The following is a 22,726-nucleotide window of genomic DNA, read 5'->3' on the forward strand; positions in this document are numbered from 1 at the left end:
AATGACTAATTTAATAGGTACAGGAGTTGCTTTAATTACACCTTTTACCCGAGATAATCGTGTAGATGAGGAAGCACTTGTAGACCTTGTTAATAATCAAATTGAAAACGGAATAGATTACCTGGTAGTTCTGGGTACAACAGGTGAAAGTGGTTCTTTGAGTAAACAGGAAAAGGACCTGGTAATAAAGACTATTGTTGAAGCTAACCGCCAAAGGATTCCGCTAGTTCTGGGAATTGGAGGTAATAACACTGCAGTCCTGGTTGAAGAATTCAGGACTACAGATCTTTCAGCTTTTGAAGCAATATTGTCTGTTTCTCCATATTACAATAAACCATCACAGGAAGGAATTTATCAGCACTATAAAACTTTGGCAGAAGTTTCTCCAAAGCCAATAATCCTTTACAACGTTCCCGGAAGGACAGCATCTAACATTTTACCTGCAACTGTAAAAAGACTGGCTACAGATTGTCCAAATATTATTGGTATAAAAGAAGCAGCGGGTGATGTTGTACAGGCGATGAGACTGGTTTCAATTTTACCTAAAGATTTCCTGATAATTTCGGGAGATGATATGGTTACTTTACCCATTATCCTTGCAGGAGGACACGGGGTAATCTCTGTGATCGCGCAGGGATTTCCACAGGAATTCTCGAAAATGGTTCGGTTGGCCCTGGAAGAAAAAGTTAAAGCAGCCTATGAATTACATTATAAGGTAGCGCTTAAGCAATTGATCTTATTTTTGCTGAAGGAAATCCGGTAGGGATAAAATCATTACTGGAATTAAAAAATTTATGTCAAAATGTCTTGCGGCTTCCTTTAGTAAAGGCTTCAGATAAACTGACCAGAGATATAAAGGAGTTTGTAGAAAACTTTTAATTCTTTCTGAAGCAGGACAATTTTTGACCGAAATGAAAGTTTTTTTAATATAATAGAAAAGAGTACTTTTGCCAGATGTTTTTTAAAGAAATGAAAAAATTTTTATTGTTATCAGGTATTTTTCTAATGCTTGTTTCCTGCAGCGAATATCAAAAGGTGCTGAAAGAGGCTGAACCGGGAGAAAAATATGCACTTGCCGAAAAACTCTATACTGAAGCTAAGGCAGAAGACAGTAAATCTAAGTTCCGGAAGGCTTTGAGATTGTTTGAACAAATTGTTCCGCAGTACAGGGGGAAACCGCAGGGAGAAAAAGTTACTTTTCTCTTTGCTGATACTTATTATGAACTGGGACAGGATTATCTTGCAGGTTATCAGTTTGAACGTTTTGTTCAGGCTTACCCTAACAGCGAGCGGGTAGAAGAAGCTCAGTTTAAAAGTGCAAGGAGCTATTACTTCCTTTCCCCACGATATGACCTTGATCAAACCGATACCTATAAAGCTATTGCTGAACTTCAGAAATATATAGATGCATATCCTGAAGGTGAATATTTAAAAGAAGCAAATGAGCTGGCTAAGGATCTTAGGATCAAGGTTGAGAAGAAAGCTTATGAAATAGCAAAGAATTACCACCATACCCAGAATTATAAATCGGCTATTATAGCATTTACCAATTTTATCAACGAATACCCCGGCACTCCTTTTAGAGAGGCAGCAGCTTATTACCGTTTTGATTCTGCATACCAGCTGGCAATAAATAGCTACCAATATTTAATGGAAGAACGTCTTAAGACGGCTAAAGAACATTACGATAGTTATATAAAATCTTACCCTGCGGGAAGCGAATATTATGAGCCTATTCAGGCTTCTTACCGGGACCTCGACTCAAGATTACAAAATTTTTAATAAGAATGATAATGGATTTAAAAAAGATCAATGCGCCAATAAACACTACCACTATCGATAAGAACCTGGTAGACGCTCCAACAAATAATATTTACGAGGCGATTGCGGTAATTTCTAAAAGAGCAACTCAGATCAATTCTGAAATTAAAAAGGAGCTTTTAGAGAAATTAGATGAATTCGCTACTTACAATGATAGTTTGGATGAGATCTTCGAGAACAAGGAGCAAATAGAAGTTTCCAAGTTTTACGAGAAATTACCTAAGCCACATTCTCTTGCAGTGCAGGAGTGGTTGGAAGACAAAATATACTACAGGAATACAAAAGATACCGAGGACCAATAATTGATGAGTGTGCTGGAGGGCAAAAAGGTGCTTTTAGGTGTTACAGCCGGAATTGCTGCCTACAAAACAGCTCCTTTAGTAAGACTATTCATTAAGGCTTAGGTGCACAGGTGAAAGTAATCATGACACCTGCGGCTAAGGATTTTGTTACACCTCTTACACTTTCTACTCTTTCTAAAAATGAGGTGATCTCTTCCTTTACCAGGGAAGAAGAAGGAAATGCAACCTGGAATAATCACGTAGAGATCGGCCTTTGGGCCGATTTTATGTTAATAGCACCTGCTACTGCTAATACTCTTTCCAAAATGGCTTCAGGAGAAAGTGACAATTTTCTTCTCGCCACCTATCTCTCTGCAAGATGTCCGGTATATTTTGCCCCGGCAATGGATCTGGATATGTACCAACATCCTGCCACCAGGAAAAGTTTGGAAGTTCTAAAATCATATGGAAACATTTTAATTCCTGCTGAAAGTGGAGAACTGGCCAGTGGATTGACCGGGGAAGGAAGAATGGCAGAGCCTGAAAATATCATTTCTTTTATTACCCGTAGTCTTTCTGAAAAAATGCCGTTAGCCGGAAAAAAGATCCTGATTACTGCTGGTCCCACATACGAAGCTATAGATCCTGTTCGTTTTATAGGAAACCATTCCAGCGGAAAAATGGGTTTTGAATTGGCTAAAGCTGCAGCAGGATTGGGAGCAAAGGTAATACTTGTTACAGGGCCAACCCATTTAAAGGCAGAAAGGGAAAATATACAGCAGGTTAACATTGTAAGTGCCCGGGAGATGTATAATGAGGTTCATAAATATTACGGAAAAGTAGACGTTGTAATAGCGGCCGCAGCAGTTTCAGATTATAAGCCCAGAATTATAGCTGCTCAAAAGATTAAAAAGAAAGAAACTAATCTTAACATTGAGCTGGAACCTACCCAGGATATACTTGCGTCTTTGGGGGAATCGAAAAAGCATCAAAAACTTATAGGTTTTGCGTTGGAAACAAATGATGAGGTAAAGAACGCACAAGGAAAATTAAAAAGAAAAAACCTGGACTTTATCGTCCTGAACTCCATGAACGATGAAGGAGCAGGTTTTAAAAGTGAAACCAATAAAATTTCCATAATTTCAGGAAGGGGAAAAAAGGATTTTGCCCTAAAACCAAAATCAGAAGTTGCTGTTGATATTTTAAATGAAGTTATTCTTTTGTTCAATGAATAGAATTGCAATACTTATTCTTTTATTTTTTGTTTCTTACGTAGTTCCTGCACAGGAACTTAATTGTGAGGTAGTGGTCAATTCCGATCAAACGGGACAGGCTAATCTTACTGTTTTTAATACGCTCCAGCGAAGCCTTTCTGAATTTGTAAACCAAACCACCTGGACAAATAGGGAGTTTGAACCTAATGAAAGGATAAACTGCAGTATCTTCATCAATATAACCTCTTTTGATAATGAATCTTTTACGGGAACTATCCAGGTGCAGTCTTCCCGCCCGGTTTTTGGATCCTCTTTAATTACACCTGTTTTCAATTTTAATGATGAGCAGTTGAGCTTTAACTACAGGGAATTTGAACCTTTAAACTATAGCCAGAATGCTTACTCTTCCAACCTGGTTTCTGTAATTACCTTTTATGTTTATACAATATTAGGACTTGATGCTGATACTTTTGAGCTGAACGGTGGAACCCAATATTTTGAAGAAGCGAATAGGATAGCTACAACTGCACAGCAGGGAAATATGATAGGCTGGCGTGGATCTGACGGTAACCGATCAAGGTACAGGCTTAATGCCGACCTCCTTTCAAATGCCTTTAGTGGTTATCGTGCTGCACTTTATGAATATCATCGCGTAGGACTGGACCTCATGCACAAGGATCCTGCTGTGGGCAAACAATCTATCGCAAATGCCATTGAAGGTTTAAAGGAGCTTAACCAAAGCAGGCCTAATTCATTGTTGATGCGGGTTTTCTTTGACGCTAAAGCACAGGAAATAGAGCAAGTTTTCACCGCCGGGCCTAATGTTCCAGTGTCAAACCTGGTACAAACACTTAACAGGGTGGCCCCAATGTATTCTGAAAACTGGAGGCGCATACAAATGTAATTCTGTTGATTGGGAAGTAATTCTCATGTATCTTTATCTTCAAATTTGATCTACATTGCTCACAGCACTATCTATAAAAAATTACGCTCTTATTGAGGATATTAAAATTGATCTTCAACAGGGATTTACTATAATTACAGGAGAAACTTATGCCGGAAAGTCTATAATGCTTGGTGCTCTTGGCTTACTTCTGGGAAAACGCGCAGATTATAGTGTCATTAGGAATACCCAAAACAAATGTGTGATAGAGGGAACTTTTGATATTTCAAATTATAATCTTTTGGATTTTTTTAAAAGAGAAGATCTGGATTTTGAACATGTAACTATTGTTCGGCGGGAAATATTGGCATCTGGAAAATCGAGGGCGTTTATTAATGATACACCTGTTACTTTACCTATCCTGGTAAAACTGGGAGATCTTTTGATCGACATTCACGGTCAACATCAAACATTAAGTTTGGGTGAAAATCAATATCAGTTTCAGGTTTTAGATGTGCTTGCAAGAAACAGAGATCTTCTTTTGGAATATCGGCGGGAATTGCGAGGATTAAAAAAACTTGAGCAGGACCTTACGGTTTTGAAGGAAGAACAGGCAAGAGCAATTAAGGAACATGATTACAACGTTTATCTGCTCACAGAGCTTGAAGAGGCAAAGCTGAAGGCCGGAATGCAGGAGGAATTAGAAGAGCGGTATGAAGAATTAAACAACGTTGAAGTTCTTACTGAGCATCTCGGGAGTGCAGTTAACCAGATAAGACAGGAAGAAATAGGGAGTCTCTCCACCTTGAAAGAAGTAAGGGGAAGTATTGGAAAAATCTCTGGCTTATCTTCTACCTATGCAGGCTTGCAGGAGCGGGTTCAAAGCGTCATAATTGAACTGGATGATATTGCACAGGAATTGGAAAATTCTCTGGAGAGAGTAGAAGCTAATCCTGAAGAACTGGAGGAGGTGAACAATAAACTTCAGCTTATTTACAATCTTCAAAAGAAACACGCTGCTTCAACGGTAGAGGAACTTCTGGAAATTACGGCTGCTTTAAGGCAACAGGTTGATATGACCGAAAATGCTGAGGCAAACCTGGAACAACTTCAGAAGGAAATTCAGAATAAAAAACTGCAGATTAGTAAAATTGCTGCGGCAATTCACAAGAATCGCGAGGCTGTAATTCCTGGTTTTACAAAAGAAGTAGAGAAGATCATTAGTGATTTGGGAATGCCCAATGCAAGGCTAAAAATTGAGCTTGTGCTTCAAAAGGAATTTTTTTCAAATGGGCAGGACCAATTAAGCTGGTTTTTATCTGCCAACAAAGGAGGAGATTATGCCGATATAAAAAAAGCAGCATCAGGCGGAGAACTTTCCAGGATCATGCTGGCCGTAAAAAGTATTCTTGCTGTTAACAGTAAACTGCCTACTATTATTTTTGATGAAATAGACACAGGAGTTTCGGGAGATATTGCTCAAAAAATGGGAGATATTTTGCAGAAAATGGGGAATACCATGCAGGTAATTTCCATTACTCACCTTCCGCAGATTGCCGGAAAAGGTAGCAGCCACTTCAAAATATTCAAGGAAGATATTGGAGAAACTACTGTAACTAAGATAAGGGAGCTAAAAACCGGGGAACGTATAGAAGAACTGGCGATGATGTTAGGGGGAGACACCAAAAGTGAGTCTGCCATGGCTCACGCAAAAGCCCTACTCAATTAAAAGTTTTCTATATTTACTGACTTAAACAACCAAAATCATTATACATGTCATACAATCTACTAAAAGGAAAAAGAGGAATAATTTTCGGTGCGCTGGATGAGAACTCGATAGCATGGAAAACTGCTGAAAGAGTGCACGAAGAAGGAGGTACTTTTGTTTTAACCAATGCTCCTATTGCTTTAAGAATGGGAACTTTAAAAAGTTTAGGTGAAAAAACCAATTCTGAAATTATTCCTGCAGATGCAACAAATGTTGAAGATCTGGAAAATTTAGTAGAAAAGGCCCAGGAGATACTTGGCGGAAAACTGGATTTTGTTTTGCATTCCATTGGAATGTCGGTAAACGTGAGAAAAGGAAATCATTATACAGATATGAACTATGATTTTACTACAAAAGGCTGGGATATATCGGCTGTTTCTTTTCACAAAACTATGCAGGTTTTATATAAAAAAGACGCTATGAATGAGTGGGGAAGTATTGTTGCTCTTACTTATATGGCTGCACAACGTGTTTTTCCTGACTATAATGATATGGCCGACAATAAAGCGTATTTAGAGTCTATAGCAAGAAGCTTTGGTTACTTTTTTGGAACTGAGAAAAAAGTAAGGGTTAATACTATTTCCCAATCCCCAACCCCAACTACAGCAGGACAGGGAGTAAAAGGTTTTGACGGATTTATAGCTTATGCAGATAAAATGTCGCCTCTTGGAAATGCTACAGCACTGGAATGTGCAGATTATACAGTGACTTTATTTTCTGACCTTACTAAAAAAGTAACCCTTCAGAATTTATACAATGACGGCGGATTTTCAAATATGGGAGTTAGCCAGCAGGTTATGCAGGCATTTGTGAAGGATCAGGAATAGTTATGTTTTGAAACACACATATTTTAGCCCCGACTTTCGGGGCTAAGTTTTATCCGGTAAAATCAGAAATTTTAAGAACTTGCAGGTATGCAATTAGACTATTCGTTTATAATTCCCGTTTTTAACCGTCCGGGTGAAATCCGGGAACTGCTGAAAAGTATGGCAGCTCTGGAATTTGATCGGAAATTTGAAATCGTAATTGTGGAAGATGGTTCTTCCCTCACCTGTAAAGAAGTAATTCGGGAGTTTAAGGACGAGCTGCAATTAAATTATTTTTTTAAAGAAAATAGCGGTCCCGGGGATTCTCGCAATTTTGGAATGAGAAGGGCCGGGGGAAATTATTTTATCATTCTTGATTCAGATGTAATCCTTCCGCCCCAATATCTTCAAGTGGTAGACAATTATTTAAGGAAGAACTACGTTGACTGTTTTGGAGGCCCTGATGCTGCACATGAGAGTTTCAGCAAAATTCAAAAAGCCATTAACTATTCTATGACTTCAATTTATACTACAGGGGGTATAAGAGGTGGAAGAAAATCTGTTTCAAAATTTCAACCCCGAAGTTTTAATATGGGAATATCTAAAGAAGCTTTTCTTGCTTCTGGTGGATTTGGCCAAATTCATCCGGGAGAAGATCCCGATCTCTCGTTGAGACTGGGAAAGCTTCAATACAAAATTGCTCTAATTTCAGATGCTGAAGTTTTTCATAAAAGAAGGATTGACTGGGAGAAATTTAAAAACCAGGTTCACAAGTTCGGGCTGGTAAGGCTTATTAAATAAATGGCATCCTGAGTCAGCAAAAATAACTTATTGGTTTCCCTCATTTTTTATTACCGGATTTCTTTTGGCAATACTAATCGCTTTACTTGGTGCACCTTTTTTTATTTACTTATTTTTCCTGTACTTTATCATTATTGCTGTAGATGCTTCCATAAAAAATAAAAGTGTTAATATTGGTACGGCTGCAGTTGTTGCAACCTTTATTCAGTTTTGGGGTTATGGTACGGGATTTATAATTTCCACCTGGAAACTGGAATTTTTAAAGATGGATCCTCAAGTAGCTTTTCCTAAATTGTTCTTTAAAGATGCCGAAAAAAAATAAAAATTCTACTCCGTTAATCAAGAAAGGACCGTTGAAGACATTTTTGTTCTTCCTTGGATTTTCTACGGTTATTTGGGTGTTTGTTCAATTTTCAAAGCAGTACACGGTAACCTTGCAATTACCTTTGGAATATATCAATGTTCCTGCAGATAAACTATTGGGTCCTGATAATCCCAAATCTCTTAATATAAGAATGAGGGATTATGGTTTTAACATTGCCCTGTATAAATTACTTCCTCCTACTTTGGCAATTGATATTAGCAATGCCACTGAAAATGGAAATGTCCTGGTGTATGACCTGGAACAACAAAAACCTGCGATAGTTTCCCAGATAAATTTAGAATATGAAGATGCAAATTTTCTTCAGCCCAATCTTAATATAGATTTTGAGCAAAAGGCGGTAAAAACGGTAAGTGTAATTCCTAATATAGAATTAAATTTTGCGGTGGGTTATTCCGCATTAGAAGATATACAGCTATCACCAGATACAGTAAGGGTAAGCGGGCCTGCCAGTATATTGGATACGCTTGAAGAAGTAAGCACTGAGCCTTTGCGAATTACCAACATCAACAGTGACCTTAAGGGAAAAGTAAAATTGCAAACCGGTAACCTGGAGAATGTTTCCTTTTTTAATGATGAGGTGAATTTTACACTTAGAACCGATAAATTTACTGAAGGAAGAGTAGAGATACCTATTGAAGTTGTAAATGTGCCAGATAATACTAATGTGGTGATTTTTCCCAGGGAAGTGGTTCTTTTTTATCAGGTAAGCCTGAAGGATTTTGAAAAAGTGAAGCCTTCTTCTTTTAAAGTAGTAGTAGATTTTAAAAACGCCCTGGCCAGTGATGGTTACCTTTTGGCGCAGGTAGTTCAAAAACCCGGAATAGTCAACAATGTTAGGCTTAATGAGAAAAGAATTCAATTTGTAATTAAGAGATGAGGATCATTGGTTTAACTTAGCGGGATAGGAAGTGGTAAAACAACTGTAGCGATGTTTTTTAAAGAACTGGGAATACTTAGTTTATATAGCCGATGAGGCCGGAAAAAGATTGATGAAGACTTCAGCCAGGGTTAAGGAACAAATTATAGAACTCCTGGGTTCAGCAGCATATAAAGAGGATGCACCGGACACTAAATTTATCGCAAGCCGTGTCTTTTCTTCTGCAGATGAACTTCAGCAACTTAATATGATAATTCATCCTGCTGTAGCTTTAGACTTCAAAACCTGGATTAAAAATCAAACCACATCTTATATCATATACGAAGCGGCAATTCTCTTTGAAAGTGGTGGATATAAGAAATGTGATGCAAGCATTTTGGTCACCGCTCCTTATGAAAAAAGGATCACCCGTATCAAAGCCCGGGACAATTCTTCTGAAGCTGATATTGAGGCAAGAATGCAACATCAATGGGATGATGAGAAAAAGCGGAAACTGGCAAATTATGAGATAAAAAATACAGAATTATCTTCCACAAGAGAACAGGTGCGAAATCTTCACGAAATTCTCTTAAATCCTAGTAAAAATTAGGCTTCCTTATGTTAACATTTGGTTAAACAGATTAAGCTCTAAATGTTAAAATCTTACTTTTGAGGACATGAATAAAAAGTTATTCCTACTTCTCGTGGTGCTAATGAGTATGTCGCTTATTGGGATAATTTTTGTTCAGGGATATTGGATTAAGAGTACAGTTGACGATAAGGAAGAACAATTTTCATATAACGCCAAACAGGTATTGATTAATGTTTCCAAGGAATTACAAAATCAGGAGCTGGAAAACTTTTGGTTTCAATTTAACCAGGGGGATAGTGCAGATGTTGCTTTAAATGAAATAGCCTTAATGGAATATTTCAGCTCCGGAAAAGCAAATGGAGATAATACTTTGTCTGATGGTATAGTGGAAGAAGATGATAAAGTCTCTTCGGACTTCCTGATTTCTGAAAGGGACAGTATAGAGTTTGCTTATATTCTTAATGAAAGCATGGATAATATTCTGGCAGGAAGAAATGGAGAAAGCACCCTAACAACCGAGGAAAAGATTGAGCAGTTAATGGAGATGAGTGAGGTGCAAAGGAATTTGCTTCGCACCTATATATCAGAGTTCACATCCAGGATGCCCATACATAAAAGAGTTTCAGAAGAACAGATCTCTGCCCTATTAACCAGGGAACTTAAGAACTTTAATTTGGATACCGAGTTTGAATTTGGTGTTTACAGCAGTTCGCTGGCGACAAAAATTCATTCAGATAATTTTTCGCTGGATTATCCTGCAACTTATTCGGTTCCATTATATGTTGATGCCGTAGGAAACAGTAACTACCAATTGCTGGTGAATTTTACGGGAAAGAAAAAAGTAGTGTTATCCTCGGTAACCTTAATGGCAGCCCTCTCCATTATGTTTACTCTTATTATTGTAATTGCGTATTCTAGTGCCCTGTCACAGTTAATTAAACAGCGCCAGATCTCGCAAATAAAGACAGACTTTATAAATAATATGACCCATGAGTTTAAAACCCCTATTGCTACGATAAACCTTGCCCTGGATGCTATAAAGAATCCGAAGATAATTAACGATACCGAAAAGGTGAACCGTTATTTACAAATGATAAGGGATGAGAATAAAAGGATGAATGCCCAGGTAGAAAATGTTTTACAGATCTCAAAATTGGAGAAAAACGAGCTCGATCTAAAAAAGGAGCGGCTTCATTTGCACGATATTATTGAAGAAGCAATAACTCATGTAGAATTAATTGTAGAGGACAGGAACGGTTATGTAAAAACACATTTTGGAGCGTTAAAATCGTCGGTCCTCGCAAATGAAGACCATTTGACCAATGTTGTGGTTAATATCCTCGACAATGCCATCAAATATTCTAATGACGAACCAAAGATTGATATTTATACAGAAAATGTTCGCAACTATATTGTATTGAAAGTAAGGGACCAGGGAACAGGAATGAGCAGGGCAGTCCAAAAGAAAATTTTTCAGAAATTTTATCGTGAACATACAGGAGATATACATAACGTCAAAGGCCATGGATTAGGTTTGGCCTATGCGAAAAGAATCCTTGACGATCACCATGGAACCATATCTGTGGAAAGTGAGAGAGGCAAGGGGAGTACATTTATAATTAAATTACCATTAATAACGTAGAAATATGGAAACTGAAAACAAAAAGATTTTATTAGTTGAAGACGATCCAAACTTTGGAACGGTACTAAAGGACTACCTGGCAATGAATGATTACGAAGTCACACATGCCAAGAATGGAATGGAAGGTTTTGAAAAATTTAAAAAAGATGATTTTGATTTATGCATTCTGGATGTGATGATGCCATACAAGGATGGTTTTACCCTTGCAAAGGAAATTCGCGATAAGAATGAGGAAATCCCAATCATTTTCTTAACTGCCAAGGCAATGAAAGAAGATGTATTGAAAGGATATAAGGTTGGGGCAGATGATTACCTGAACAAACCATTTGACAGCGAGGTGCTTTTAATGAAAATTAAAGCGATCATGCAGCGCAAAGCTACAGACAGTGTGGCTGATAGTAAGCAGTTCGAATTCCAGATAGGAGGTTTTCACCTTAACTCAAAACTTAGGTTCCTTACTTTTAAGGATGAAGAGCCGAGCAAGCTCTCTCCTAAAGAGAATGAGTTACTGCGTCTACTGGCATTACACGAAAATGATTTGATGCCAAGAGAGCTTGCATTAACAAAAATATGGAGAGATGACAACTATTTCACCTCCCGAAGTATGGACGTATATATTGCCAAGTTGCGTAAGTACCTGAAAAAGGATGAAAATGTTGAGATCCTAAACATCCACGGGGAAGGATTTAGACTAGTGGTCAAGAATAAAGAGGCTACTGAAGCATAATTTACAAGTTTCAGTTTCTACAAGAGGCTGTATAAAGATTATTGAGGGATTAACAGTATAGTCCATATTTGGATAATTGCGTTAACCGATTCTTTATTGATCTTTATACAGTTCTTTTGTATTTAAATGTTAACAGAACTCTGTATAAATTTCGTACAATCTATATTATATTTGCCGCTTAAGCCCCACTGGATGAGCGGTATTACTACTTGTCATACTACCTCACAATACACTATACCCGCAGCTACGCGGCAGGGAAAGTGGTTTCTCATTTTTCTTCTGGTTTTATTTTATTCTTTTCCTTCGGAAGTAGTGGGGCAGGAGCCTGCTGATGTTCCTCCAGTTTACAAATGGATAGGAGGAAAAGATTTAGCTCTTGTAAAACCTACTATTAAACTTATACCTTTTTCTGTTACAGTTAATTCTAAAGACATTATAATAGCTGTTGCCACAGATCCGCAAGGAAATGTTTATAACCTGTCATTTGGGGGAGGAGTAAGTAAATACAATTCTAATGGAAATTTAATAAAAACGGGCTTCATACCATCTTCGGCTTTGGAAAGTCCATTGGATATGGCTATTGATGAGGAAGGATATATTTATATAGCAGATTTTTTTGCGGGTGGAACTACATATACTGATAACGGTAAAATAAGAATTTTTGATTCCCTCGGAAATCCTCTGCCTGAAAGAACAATTTTCACTTCCTATTTCAGACCTATGGGTATTGATGTGGATGAAGAAAACATTTATGTAGCGGAGTATAATGATGGAAAAAAAGGCCCTGAAAGCAATCCCTCAAGCAGAATTGAAATATATAAAAAAACGGAGCGAATACCTCGAGCAACCACATCTCAAGTTGAAATTCCTTATAGAATTGCAGTAGATTCAAAACAAAACATTTTTGTAAGTCAGACCGGAAACAATAATCCCGAAGTTTTAATCTTCAATAGCACCTTAACAACAAGAACAATATTGTCTAACATAGAATCACCCGGAAGTGTTGTTGTTGATGATTTTGATTTTCTACATGTAGTGGATTACCACGATAAGGTAAATTTTAATGATTTTATAGCTTATGAGAATCTGGATTATAATGCTATACTAAGCCTTTACAACAAAATTAAGGAAGGTATTTCGCATAATGTTTTTTCAATTAAAATTTTTAATAAAGACAATATTTTAGTCAAAACACTTCGAGATAATAACTCAAACGAATTTAATATTGAGTTTCCTATTGACTTAACTTTTAATGGTTGCGATAGGATGTATACTATTAATGTAAATACTACAAATGACTTAGGTCTGGATTTTGACCTCGAAATTTATAAAAGAACGCCCTCTTTTGACCAGGAAAAGCCCGTTATAACCTGTCCTGCAAACATAGAGGAAACACTTACCGTTTACCAAAATTCTGTAGCGGTTAATTTTGCTAATCCAACAGTTACAGATAATTGTTCGTTTACTGTAACCCAAACCAAAGGTGATCCTTCCGGAAGTCAATTTTCAGTAGGAACCCATGTAATAGAATTTACTGCTACAGATACTTCAGGAAACAAAAATACCTGCTCCTTTACCATAAAAATTGATCCGGCAGAAGAAGAGCCTGATACAGAGGATCCTGTCCTAACCTGCCCATCAAATATCACCCGAAATGTTGATCCCGGTACTTGCGGTGCTGTGGTTACTTATACTACTCCAACCGCTACAGATAATTCCGGAAATGCATCTGTTACACTCAAAGAAGGAATAGTTTCTGGTGGAACTTTTCCCGTAGGAACAACTACAGTTACCTACGAAGCAGTGGATGCAGCGGGAAATAGAGATGAATGCAGCTTTACAGTTACTGTAAAGGATAATGAAAAACCAACTATTACCTGTTCTGCAGATATCACCGTTACAGCTCCCATAATATGCTAATTCTGTAGCAGTAAACTACAACGCTCCCTCAGTCAATGACCGTTGTTCTACCACAACTATAACACAAACTGGTCCTGCATCAGGAAGCCAATTCGCCATTGGAGAACATATTATTAATTTTACAGTAACAGATGCAGCTAGTAACTATGCAAACTGTGCCTTTAAGATAACCGTTGATCCGGCAGAAGAAGAACCGGATACAGAAGATCCTGTAATAAATTGCCCCCAAAGTATCACCCGAAACGTAGATTCAGGTAGTTGCGGTGCTGTTATTACTTACGCCACTCCAACTGCCACAGATAATTCGGGAAATCCAACTGTAACTCGTAAAGAAGGAATAGCTCCAGGAGGAACTTTCCCAGTAGGAGTAACTACAGTTACTTATGAAGCAGTGGATGCAGCGGGAAATAAAGATGAATGCAGCTTTACTGTTACTATTAAGGATAATGAAAAGCCCACTATTTCCTGTCCGGGTGATATAACTGTTACGGCTCCTCCGGGTCAATATACTGCAATGGTAAATTATATTCCTCCTGCGGTTACTGATAATTGTGGTACTCCCACATTGGTAAGGAATCAGGGTTTTTCTCCCGGTGGCCAATTTCCACTTGGATCTACTGCAGTTACATACACCGCAACCGATACTGCTAGTAATTCTGTAACCTGCAGTTTTACTGTTATGGTAGAACCTGGAGAAACAGAAGGAGGTCCTGCAATTTTTAATAATTGCCCTGCCACTATTACTCACTCTGTGAGTACCTATACCTGTGGAGCAAATGTTGCTTTTCAAATTCCTACAGCTTCTGACGATTCGGGAGATTTGGAAGTAGTAAGAGTAAGTGGCCCGGGCCCTGGAGATTTTTTTTGAAGTAGGTACTACAATTGTAACTTTTGAAGCTACAGGAAGCGATGGAAACACTGTACAGTGTGATTTTACTGTAATAGTAATAGATAATGAGAATCCTGTTTTTTATTCCTGCCCCTCAGATGTTACTCTTACTGCTCCTGTAGGTCAAACTTCTGCTGCTGTAAATTATTCTGCTCCAACGGCCAGAGATAATTGTGGGGAGCCAACAATAACTACTTCAGGACCTGTATCAGGAAGTCAGTTTCCAGTGGGAACAACCACCGTAACTTTTACAGCCACAGATGCCTCCGGAGGAACAGCTACCTGCAGCTTTAAAGTAACTGTAGAACCTAATGATATTCCTCTGGAAATTACCTGTCCTCAACCTCAAAATAGATCAAAAAATGAGAATTGCGAGGCTGTAGTACCTGATTTCACGGGAGAAGTCACAGCCAACAAAGAGGCCACCTTCAGCCAAAGTCCTCCTGCTGGTTCAATTATTTCTGAAGCTACGACTATAACAATTACTGCCACTGCGGGAAACGAAGCCAAACAATGCAGCTTTCTGCTAACAATAACAGATAATTCACCTCCTTCTTTCAGTTGCCCTGAAGACCAAACCAAAGCTTATGATCCGGCAACCGGGTTTGCTTTACCCGACTACAGGGACCAAATAAACGCAACAGACAATTGTGGAATAAAATCAATTGTCCAGGATCCTCCACCCGGGACAGTGATACATGATGATCAATTGGTGATGTTGTATGTCTGGGATACTTCAGATATGTTAAGCAATTGTAGTTTTACAGTTACTCTTTCTGAAGAAGAAGTTTTGGATATCACCTGCCCAACAGATCAACAGGCAGAATTGGGAGACAATTGTAGTTTTGTAGTGCCAGATTACCGGGCTAATGCTTAGTCTCAACTTTCCGGGAGCACAAGTTACCCAGGATCCGCCTCCGGGAAGCGTTCTAAGCCAAAGTTCGAATATTACTTTAACAGCTACTTTAAATGGCCAAACTGATTCCTGTTCCTTTCAACTTGTACTTACCGACTCACAGAATCCTGAGTTCACCTGTATACCGGAACAAAATATAACCATTGATCCGGAAGTAGGTTTTATCGTTCCCGATTATAGGGAAGAGGCTAATCCATCAGATAATTGCGATTTTGACTGGGTTCAAATCCCTGCACCTAATACGGTTATTTTTGCCAGCCAGACCATTGAAATAACTGCTGTAGATGCTGCGGGTAACAGAGCCTGGTGTAGTTTTATTGTCCGGCTGACTGAAGAAGAACCAGATGGGCTGGAAATAAACTGCCCTGGAGATAAATCGGCAACCCTCGATTCTAACTGTGAATTTCAGGTGCCTGATTATAGAGATGGGGTAACTGTTAACAAACCTGGGGCAGTAGTGACTCAAGATCCTCCCTCGGGTACTACTATTAATTCCAGCACTGGAATAAGACTCACAGCGACTTTGGGTAATCAAACTGTAAATTGTGATTTCCAGTTGACGCTTGAAGATGTAACAGCTCCAACTATTAACTGTCTTCCAAATCAATGGGAGAACTATGATCCTACAACGAATTTTCCACTTCCGGATTACAGAAATCTGGCAGTAACATCAGATGCATGTGGCATTGACAACATACAACAATCTCCTGCTCCGGGAACCAATATTACTCAAAATACCAGCGTAAGCTTATCGGTAACCGATCTTGCCGGAAATTCCAGCACCTGTGCTTTTACTGTGAATTTGACACAAGACGAGGTAGTCGAAATCACATGTCCGGGAGATCAGGAGGTACAGCCTACGGAAAATTGCAGTTTTTCTCTTCCTGATTATACTAATATGGCTGGTGTGAATTTTGAAGGTGCTCAGGTAAATCAGGCACCTGAACCGGGGACTCAAATTACCGGAAATACAACGGTTATTCTTACGGCCACTTTTAATGGAAAAACAGATTCCTGTGCTTTCGATGTATATTCAGTTGATAACACTGCTCCCGTAGCAGAGTGTATTCTCAGCGGTAGTTACAGGCTTAATCAAGACGGGACCCTTACACTAAATGCTGCACAAATTGACAACGGTTCTTCAGATAACTGCGGGATTGTTAATATGGAGATCAGTAAAAGTACTTTTACAACGGCTGATATTGGAGAGCATAACATTAGCCTGACTGTAACCGATGCTGCAGGAAATTCTGATTCCTGTCAAACTTCAATAAGTATTTTGCCATACATCGGTAATGGTGGCGAATTTGCCTGTAACACCCATGTTGTACTTGAACTCGATGAAAGCGGAAATGCAGTTTTAACATCTCAGGATCTTTACAATTAGTGATCCTCAGGGAAGGATTTTTAATATTAGTAAAACGAATTTTGGTTGTAGTGATTTAGGAGATAACTACATAAACTTTACGTACCAGGGAAGTATTGACAGCGGAACCTGTGAAGTAAAGGTTGAAGTTAAGGATAATTTGGCGCCTATAGTACAAACGCATAACATCACGGTTTTCCTGAATGAGGCAGGCCGTGCAGAAATTACACCAGCAGCAATTAACAACGGAACTACAGACAATTGCGGGGCACTTAATTACAGTCTGGATATTACCAGCTTTAGTTGCAAAGACATTGGACAAAACCAGGTTAAGCTTACTGCCATAGATGCCAGTGGGAATTCAGCATCGGCCCCAGCGATTGTTACTGTTACGGGAACTTGTGACGAAGAACCCCCTCCACCAGGGGGAGTGGACCCGATGAAATTTTTATATATCCTAATCCTACTCCCGGGCCTTTTACCATTTCCACTCCCCCTGGCGTAAAAATATCCAAAGTGGAAATATTTGACTTTAGGGGAAGATTTCTCTTTACGAAAAAGTTTGCTGAAGATGTTCCTGCCTATAACGTGGATGTTTCAGGAGTGGAACAGGCAGTATACGTTTTAAGAATATATACTTCCGACGGAAAACGAATAAGAAGAGTAATTAAAAATTAGAGTTGAGAACCTCTTTTTTCTATGTAATCTTTAATTTCTTCCACTTTGTACTGTATTCAAACCAGGTTATATCTTTTTCTTTTCTAAACCAGGTTAATTGCCTTTTCGCAAATCTGCGGGTATTTTTTTTAATTTCCGCAATTGCTTCTTCCAGGGAATAATCTCCTTCTATGTATTTAAAGAGTTCCTTATAGCCTACAGTATTGAGAGCATTCAATTCCTTTAGGGGATATAGGTGCTCTGCTTCTTCTAAAAGTCCCTGCTCCATCATAAGATCAACTCTCATATTGATGCGGTCGTAAATTATCTCCCTGGGAGCAGTTAAACCGATTTTAATTGCATTAAAGTCACGGGTTTGTTTTGCCCCCTCGAGGAATGAAGAATAGGGTTTTCCTGTGCCTAAACATATTTCCAGAGCCCTTATTACCCTGTGGGGATTTTCAATATCTACACGGCTAAAATAGAACGGGTCGAGCTGGTTAAGCTTTTCTTTTAAAGGGGATAATCCCTGTTCATTCAATTGCTGGTTTAACTGCTTGCGTATTAGGGGATCTACTTCAGGAAAATTGTCAAGACCTTCTAAGAGGCTTTTTACATAAAGACCACTCCCACCCACCAGGATAAGAATAGGGCTCTTCTGAAAAAGATCCTCTATTTTTTGAAGGGCATCCCGCTCATAATCTCCCACTGAATATTCATCCTGGATACTAATATTGTGAATAAAATGATGCGGTGCAGCCTGTAATTCTTCAGCAGTAGGGGCAGCAGTACCAATATTCATCTCTTTGTAAAACTGTCTCGAATCGGCAGAAATGATTTCAGTATGAAAGGCTCGGGCAAGAGCTATACTTAGGGAAGTTTTACCAATAGCTGTAGGTCCTACTATAGCCACCAGGTTTTTATTTTTCATTTAACTTATTTCCGCAATTGTGACAATATTCTGCTTTATCCAAATGTTTGGATTCATTGCAGTAGGGGCAAACCTGGGTATTGGTAGGAATAGGCTTTGAGGATCTTGAGTATTCAGCGCTTACTATTCCCGTTGGAACTGCAATAATTCCATAACTAGTAATCATAATAAATGAAGCTATAAGCCTACCAAGAGGAGTGATGGGAGCTATATCTCCAAAACCTACCGTTGTAAGGGTGACAATACACCAGTAAATGCTAAGGGGGATATTATCAAATCCTCCTGCCTCTCCTTCAACCAAATGCATTACTGTTCCCATTATTATACATATAATAAGAACTGCAAAAAGAAAAACAAAGATCTTGGCCTTGCTATTTTTAAGTGCTTCCACAAGTTTATTAGATTCACCCATGTACCGCGTAATCTTCAAAACTCTAAATACCCGTAGGAGCCGCAATGCACGTACAGCAAAAAATAAATTACCACCCCCAATGAACAAAGCCATATAGGTTGGTATGGTTGAAAGAAAATCTACAATACCGTAGAAACTAAAGATGTACCTAATTGGTTTTCTTATTGAAATTATACGAAGTACATACTCGATTGTAAACAATATTGTAATAATCCACTCTGCAGTGTAAAATTCCCAGTAATATTGTGAATAGAGAGGTTTTATACTTTCCAGCATTACAAGTATAATGCTCAAAACAATTAAAATTAGTAAAGCAATATCAAAGCCTCTTCCCATAGGTGTGTCGGCTTCATAAATGACTTCGTGAAGCTTTCTTTGCCAGGAGGGAATGGGTTTATCTTTATTATTCACACAATTTATTAGTTAACCAAAGTTAAGTGTTTTCCTTTAGTACAATAAGAGATTTAGACTGAACCTGTAGAATATTGTCGAAATATTTCTTGAGATAAGGGTAATATCCTGAGGAATATTGAGCTTTGGTAAAGCTTATCCTACAGTGTATCATAATATTTTTGTCATCTTTTTGAATGGCAGTAAATTGTATAGTGCCACCATCTTCAGGCAGGCGTAATGCTTTTGGTTCAGGAAGCTCCTCCACTTTATAATTTTCAGGAATCTCAATGTTGATATAATAGGAATAGGCATCTTTATATCCAAAATCTATAGGATAATTTCTCTTTTGAAGTTGGAGAGGATTTTTACTGAAGAATTTAAAACTAAAAGGATTGAAATAGATAACATTATTGATCATCTGCGATTGATTTTGCAGCTGGTATATTATCTCCAGATTTTCTTCTATATTTTCCTTGTTTCTAATTGTAACTTCATTTGAAACTGCAAAGGAACTAGGATTGGCTAATTTATTAAAAATCTCTTCTTCTGAAAGTTCTTCTAAAGAATTTCTGGCTGAAAGAGCGTGATATCCGGAGTAAAAGTGCCGGGAAGTACCGTGAGTAGTTCCATCTGCATTTAACTTTAAAGAATCAAGAATTTTAATTTCAGAAAATTTTTCAGGGGCAATATCAATCCATGAACTCTCTTTGTCAAAATTAAGTAACCGGGCATATTGATTCAAACTTCTAAAAGCGACATCTCCAAATCCTAAATTCTTTTCGGTTGCATCTAAAACGTATTTTTTTCCTTCTACTTCCAGTTGAAGCATTACATAATTGTATTCACTTAAAACAGGATGTAACTTACTAATGGTCCCATTGGACCGGGTTGAGCCTAAAATGGGTAACACTTTAAATCCCTCTTCCTCGTATATGTTGTGAAGCAGGATATTTATTCCTGCTACATTACCGCTATTGTCTTTTATTACATCTTTTAAATCCAAATCCTGAAAGATCTTATATTCTCCATTCCAGTTATAATTCATTTGAACAAAACGGTAAATATCCTTTGCTTTCTCCAGGCTATTAGGTTGTTGCTGAAGTTGGAGAGGTAACAGATCTTTTACAAGGGAAGAACGTCTTAATTGTTTACCAAGGCTTTTATGGTTTTTAAGTTGGCTATCCACATCTTCCCACTCTTGAGTAAATTTTTTTACGACTCCGTCCAGGCGTGTAATGTCTATTAATTCGTATTCAATACGGGAAATATAATTATACCTGGAGGTGAGGTAGGGTTCCTCAATAAAAGCAGGAATATTTTTCATGGCATATTCAGAGACCACACAATCTGCAAGAGTTGAAGTAGCAGTGACCTGAAAACATTTCTTTTTGATATCTGAATTGTGAACATCCAATTCCAGTTCACCTATCTTGGTGATGTTATATCTAAAGTTACCCGGTATGGTAGTAGAGTAAGTGCTGAAAACTTTCGGGATCTCCCCCTGGAACCACCATGGCTCGAAATTAAAAGTATAGGGAGATTCTTTTTGGTAGGAATAAGTTAAAACCACTCCTGGAGATATATTAGGAAAGGTAAATTTTACAATATCGTAATTCTCATTTTCCTCAGTATAAATTTTTGAGGCTTCCAGAGGTATTCCCTTTTTTATCCCATTATCGAGATAAAACGTCATGGCCTCCAGTTTACTTATTTTTTCTTTCCCCGCTTCACCTTTGTAGAGTCTTATTTCAACACTCGCATGTTCATATCCTTCTGGATTAAGGATTTTAATCTTTGCCGCATAATCAGTAAGAAGATTAACCTCTCCGTGATCCTGAAATCGACTAAAGCCTTTTTCATAAATGTAAAATGCATTGGCAGTAGAGTCTAACGAATAGGAAGTGGCCTCCAGTTCTTCATAAGTAACATTGAGGTCGCTGGTATTAAAATTTTGGGCGAAACAGGATATTCCTGTAAAAAGGAAGAGTAGTAAAAATTTATTCATAGGCTGAAAATTCAACTATTTTTAGTCTTTTATTTCTTCTCAAATAACTCTCGATAATATGACGAACATCTCTGTCATTTTTCATAGGAGTAATTATAGACCTAATTATCTCAAGATTATTTAACTGATGGTTTAAATTAAAATAACCTACCCCTTTAAATTCTCCCTCCTCAACCAATAATGCACTTTTTTCGTCGACATCCCTACCGCGGTCTATAACAAGCATATTTTTATCCTGATAGCTGGTTTTCTCGATCATTTGTTTCACCCGCTCATTGTATTCTTCTGGTGATTCTATGCCATTACAGGCGCCTTTACAGGATTTAATAGTGTAACTAAAACAATTTCCTGAACCAGAATGCAGCCCTGTAAGTTGCTGGCAAAGATTAAATGACTCTACCAGGTTGTCCAGAACATTCCTTGCCTGTTGTAAACTGGAAAAAGTCGTAATATTTTTCTTTCTGGCATCAGCTTTATCAATTTTGAGGTTAATGTAATTATTTTCATCTCTAAACTGGTAAAGGGCATAATTAAATATTGATTTTGAAGATGTTTTATTGTACTTCGGCTTGTTTTGTTTTATCTCTTCGTTTTCTTTAAGCAAAGCTATTAACTCATTTCCTGTGGCTTCATAGCTAACAGATGCCACCTCCTTCTGCACTTTTTTTGCTCTATGGTGGTCATTGGTAAAGTGTTGATTTACCCTTTTCCTGATATTTTTACTCTTACCAATAAATATGATCTCTCCCTCTTCGTTGTGGAGGTAATACACACTTAGGTTATTGAGGGCAGATCATCAAGAATACGAACCAGTTTAGTATCCAGTTTGAGAACAGATTCAGTTCGTACAGATTCTTTTAAAATTGTTTTAGTGGTATCTTTTGCAAGGAGCATCTTAAAAAGCTTTACCGTAGCCTGAGCGTCTCCACTTGCCCTATGGCGATCGCTAAGGGGTATTCCCAGCGACCTTACTAATTTCCCGAGGCTGTAGGAAACCATACCCGGAATAAGTTTTTTTGACAATTCTACTGTGCAAAGCGTTCGGCGTTCGTAATCAAATCCAAGCTTAGCGAAACTCTAATTTTAAAATGCGATGGTCAAATTGAGCATTATGAGCCACAAGAATACAATCGCTGGTAATTTCTACAATTCGCTTTGCAACCTCATAAAACTTAGGTGCGTTTTTAAGCATTTCATTATTAATTCCCGTAAGTCCTACAACAAAAGGTTGTATTGGCTGTTCGGGATTAACCAGGCTTATAAATTGATCTACTACTTTATGGCCATCAAAGCGGTAAACAGCGATCTCAGTAATTCCTTCTTCATTAAATTTTCCACCCGTCGTTTCTATGTCTAATATCGCATACATAACCAGCTCCTAATCCCCTAAGGGGGAATTTTTATAGTTAAACAAGTTTTTAAATTGTATTTTCACTTCTCGATGATTTTTCTCTTTAAGGA

The 22,726-nt window shown here is 38.0% G+C and carries 18 protein-coding genes and 5 pseudogenes; 19 read left to right on the forward strand and 4 right to left on the reverse strand.

Going from position 1 to position 22,726, the window contains the following annotated elements; translation table 11 throughout:
• The first annotated feature begins 1 nt into the window (after position 1).
• The 19 genes and pseudogenes from dapA (at position 2) to LZ575_RS21800 (ending at position 17,545) form a co-directional block, all read left to right on the forward strand.
• Positions 2–879 (forward strand): annotated as a pseudogene (gene dapA / locus LZ575_RS21715) (4-hydroxy-tetrahydrodipicolinate synthase).
• Between the two features lie 90 nt (positions 880–969).
• The gene (locus LZ575_RS21720) at positions 970–1,782 is read left to right on the forward strand and encodes an outer membrane protein assembly factor BamD (RefSeq protein WP_235327310.1); all 813 of its coding nucleotides are present in this window, start codon (positions 970–972) and stop codon (positions 1,780–1,782) included.
• 11 nt (positions 1,783–1,793) lie between these two features.
• Positions 1,794–2,123, forward strand: coding sequence for a DNA-directed RNA polymerase subunit omega (locus LZ575_RS21725; RefSeq protein ID WP_235330791.1), 330 nt, complete (start codon positions 1,794–1,796; stop codon positions 2,121–2,123).
• A 3-nt stretch (positions 2,124–2,126) separates the two neighbouring features.
• Positions 2,127–3,337, forward strand: a pseudogene (gene coaBC / locus LZ575_RS21730) (bifunctional phosphopantothenoylcysteine decarboxylase/phosphopantothenate--cysteine ligase CoaBC).
• Entirely contained in the window at positions 3,330–4,220 is an 891-nt protein-coding gene (locus LZ575_RS21735) for a DUF4835 family protein (RefSeq protein ID WP_235327312.1), read from the forward strand. The pseudogene coaBC and the gene LZ575_RS21735 overlap by 8 nt, the downstream one beginning before the upstream one ends.
• Before the next feature lie 55 nt (positions 4,221–4,275).
• Positions 4,276–5,928 (forward strand): DNA repair protein RecN, encoded by a 1,653-nt coding sequence (recN, locus tag LZ575_RS21740; RefSeq protein WP_235327314.1) that lies wholly within the window; start codon positions 4,276–4,278, stop codon positions 5,926–5,928.
• A 44-nt stretch (positions 5,929–5,972) separates the two neighbouring features.
• Complete coding sequence (locus LZ575_RS21745; protein ID WP_235327316.1) at positions 5,973–6,794, forward strand: enoyl-ACP reductase; 822 nt, start codon at positions 5,973–5,975, stop codon at positions 6,792–6,794.
• Positions 6,795–6,881: 87 nt separating this feature from the next.
• Positions 6,882–7,896: pseudogene (locus tag LZ575_RS21750) on the forward strand (glycosyltransferase).
• Positions 7,880–8,836 carry a CdaR family protein gene (locus LZ575_RS21755; RefSeq protein WP_235327318.1) on the forward strand — a complete coding sequence of 319 codons (957 nt, stop codon included), beginning with the start codon at positions 7,880–7,882 and terminating at the stop codon, positions 8,834–8,836. Before LZ575_RS21750 ends, LZ575_RS21755 begins: the two are co-directional and overlap by 17 nt.
• A gap of 112 nt (positions 8,837–8,948) precedes the next feature.
• A complete protein-coding gene (gene coaE, locus LZ575_RS21760) occupies positions 8,949–9,425 on the forward strand; it encodes a dephospho-CoA kinase (protein WP_235327320.1) in 477 nt (158 codons plus the stop codon).
• Between the two features lie 67 nt (positions 9,426–9,492).
• The gene (locus LZ575_RS21765; protein ID WP_235327322.1) at positions 9,493–11,049 is read left to right on the forward strand and encodes a sensor histidine kinase KdpD; all 1,557 of its coding nucleotides are present in this window, start codon (positions 9,493–9,495) and stop codon (positions 11,047–11,049) included.
• A gap of 4 nt (positions 11,050–11,053) precedes the next feature.
• Positions 11,054–11,776, forward strand: coding sequence for a response regulator transcription factor (locus LZ575_RS21770; RefSeq protein WP_235327324.1), 723 nt, complete (start codon positions 11,054–11,056; stop codon positions 11,774–11,776).
• Positions 11,777–11,968: 192 nt separating this feature from the next.
• Positions 11,969–13,696 carry an HYR domain-containing protein gene (locus LZ575_RS21775; protein WP_235327326.1) on the forward strand — a complete coding sequence of 576 codons (1,728 nt, stop codon included), beginning with the start codon at positions 11,969–11,971 and terminating at the stop codon, positions 13,694–13,696.
• 58 nt (positions 13,697–13,754) lie between these two features.
• Positions 13,755–14,075, forward strand: a pseudogene (locus tag LZ575_RS24480) (HYR domain-containing protein); the annotation flags it as partial.
• A 12-nt stretch (positions 14,076–14,087) separates the two neighbouring features.
• Entirely contained in the window at positions 14,088–14,564 is a 477-nt protein-coding gene (locus LZ575_RS21780; protein ID WP_235327328.1) for an HYR domain-containing protein, read from the forward strand.
• Positions 14,536–15,462, forward strand: a complete 927-nt coding sequence (locus LZ575_RS21785; protein ID WP_235327330.1) for an HYR domain-containing protein — start codon at positions 14,536–14,538, stop codon at positions 15,460–15,462. The genes LZ575_RS21780 and LZ575_RS21785 overlap by 29 nt, the downstream gene beginning before the upstream one ends.
• Positions 15,455–16,888, forward strand: a complete 1,434-nt coding sequence (locus tag LZ575_RS21790) for a hypothetical protein (RefSeq protein WP_235327332.1) — start codon at positions 15,455–15,457, stop codon at positions 16,886–16,888. The genes LZ575_RS21785 and LZ575_RS21790 overlap by 8 nt, the downstream gene beginning before the upstream one ends.
• 139 nt (positions 16,889–17,027) lie before the next feature.
• Positions 17,028–17,372 (forward strand): hypothetical protein, encoded by a 345-nt coding sequence (locus LZ575_RS21795; RefSeq protein WP_235327335.1) that lies wholly within the window; start codon positions 17,028–17,030, stop codon positions 17,370–17,372.
• Between the two features lie 2 nt (positions 17,373–17,374).
• Positions 17,375–17,545, forward strand: a complete 171-nt coding sequence (locus tag LZ575_RS21800; RefSeq protein ID WP_235330792.1) for a T9SS type A sorting domain-containing protein — start codon at positions 17,375–17,377, stop codon at positions 17,543–17,545.
• A gap of 19 nt (positions 17,546–17,564) precedes the next feature.
• On the opposite strand, the gene miaA is transcribed toward LZ575_RS21800, so the two are convergent.
• From miaA to LZ575_RS21820, 4 genes and pseudogenes are all read right to left on the reverse strand, one after another.
• Entirely contained in the window at positions 17,565–18,455 is an 891-nt protein-coding gene (miaA, locus tag LZ575_RS21805; RefSeq protein ID WP_235327337.1) for a tRNA (adenosine(37)-N6)-dimethylallyltransferase MiaA, read from the reverse strand.
• Positions 18,445–19,278 carry an ion transporter gene (locus LZ575_RS21810; protein WP_235327339.1) on the reverse strand — a complete coding sequence of 278 codons (834 nt, stop codon included), beginning with the start codon at positions 19,276–19,278 and terminating at the stop codon, positions 18,445–18,447. The genes miaA and LZ575_RS21810 overlap by 11 nt, the downstream gene beginning before the upstream one ends.
• A 22-nt stretch (positions 19,279–19,300) precedes the next feature.
• A complete protein-coding gene (locus tag LZ575_RS21815; RefSeq protein WP_235327341.1) occupies positions 19,301–21,265 on the reverse strand; it encodes a DUF3857 domain-containing protein in 1,965 nt (654 codons plus the stop codon).
• Positions 21,258–22,634 (reverse strand): annotated as a pseudogene (locus LZ575_RS21820) (exonuclease domain-containing protein). The gene LZ575_RS21815 and the pseudogene LZ575_RS21820 overlap by 8 nt, the downstream one beginning before the upstream one ends.
• Positions 22,635–22,726: the final 92 nt, after the last annotated feature.

This window comes from Antarcticibacterium sp. 1MA-6-2 (assembly GCF_021535135.1).
In the GTDB taxonomy this organism is placed as follows: Bacteria; Bacteroidota; Bacteroidia; order Flavobacteriales; family Flavobacteriaceae; genus Gillisia.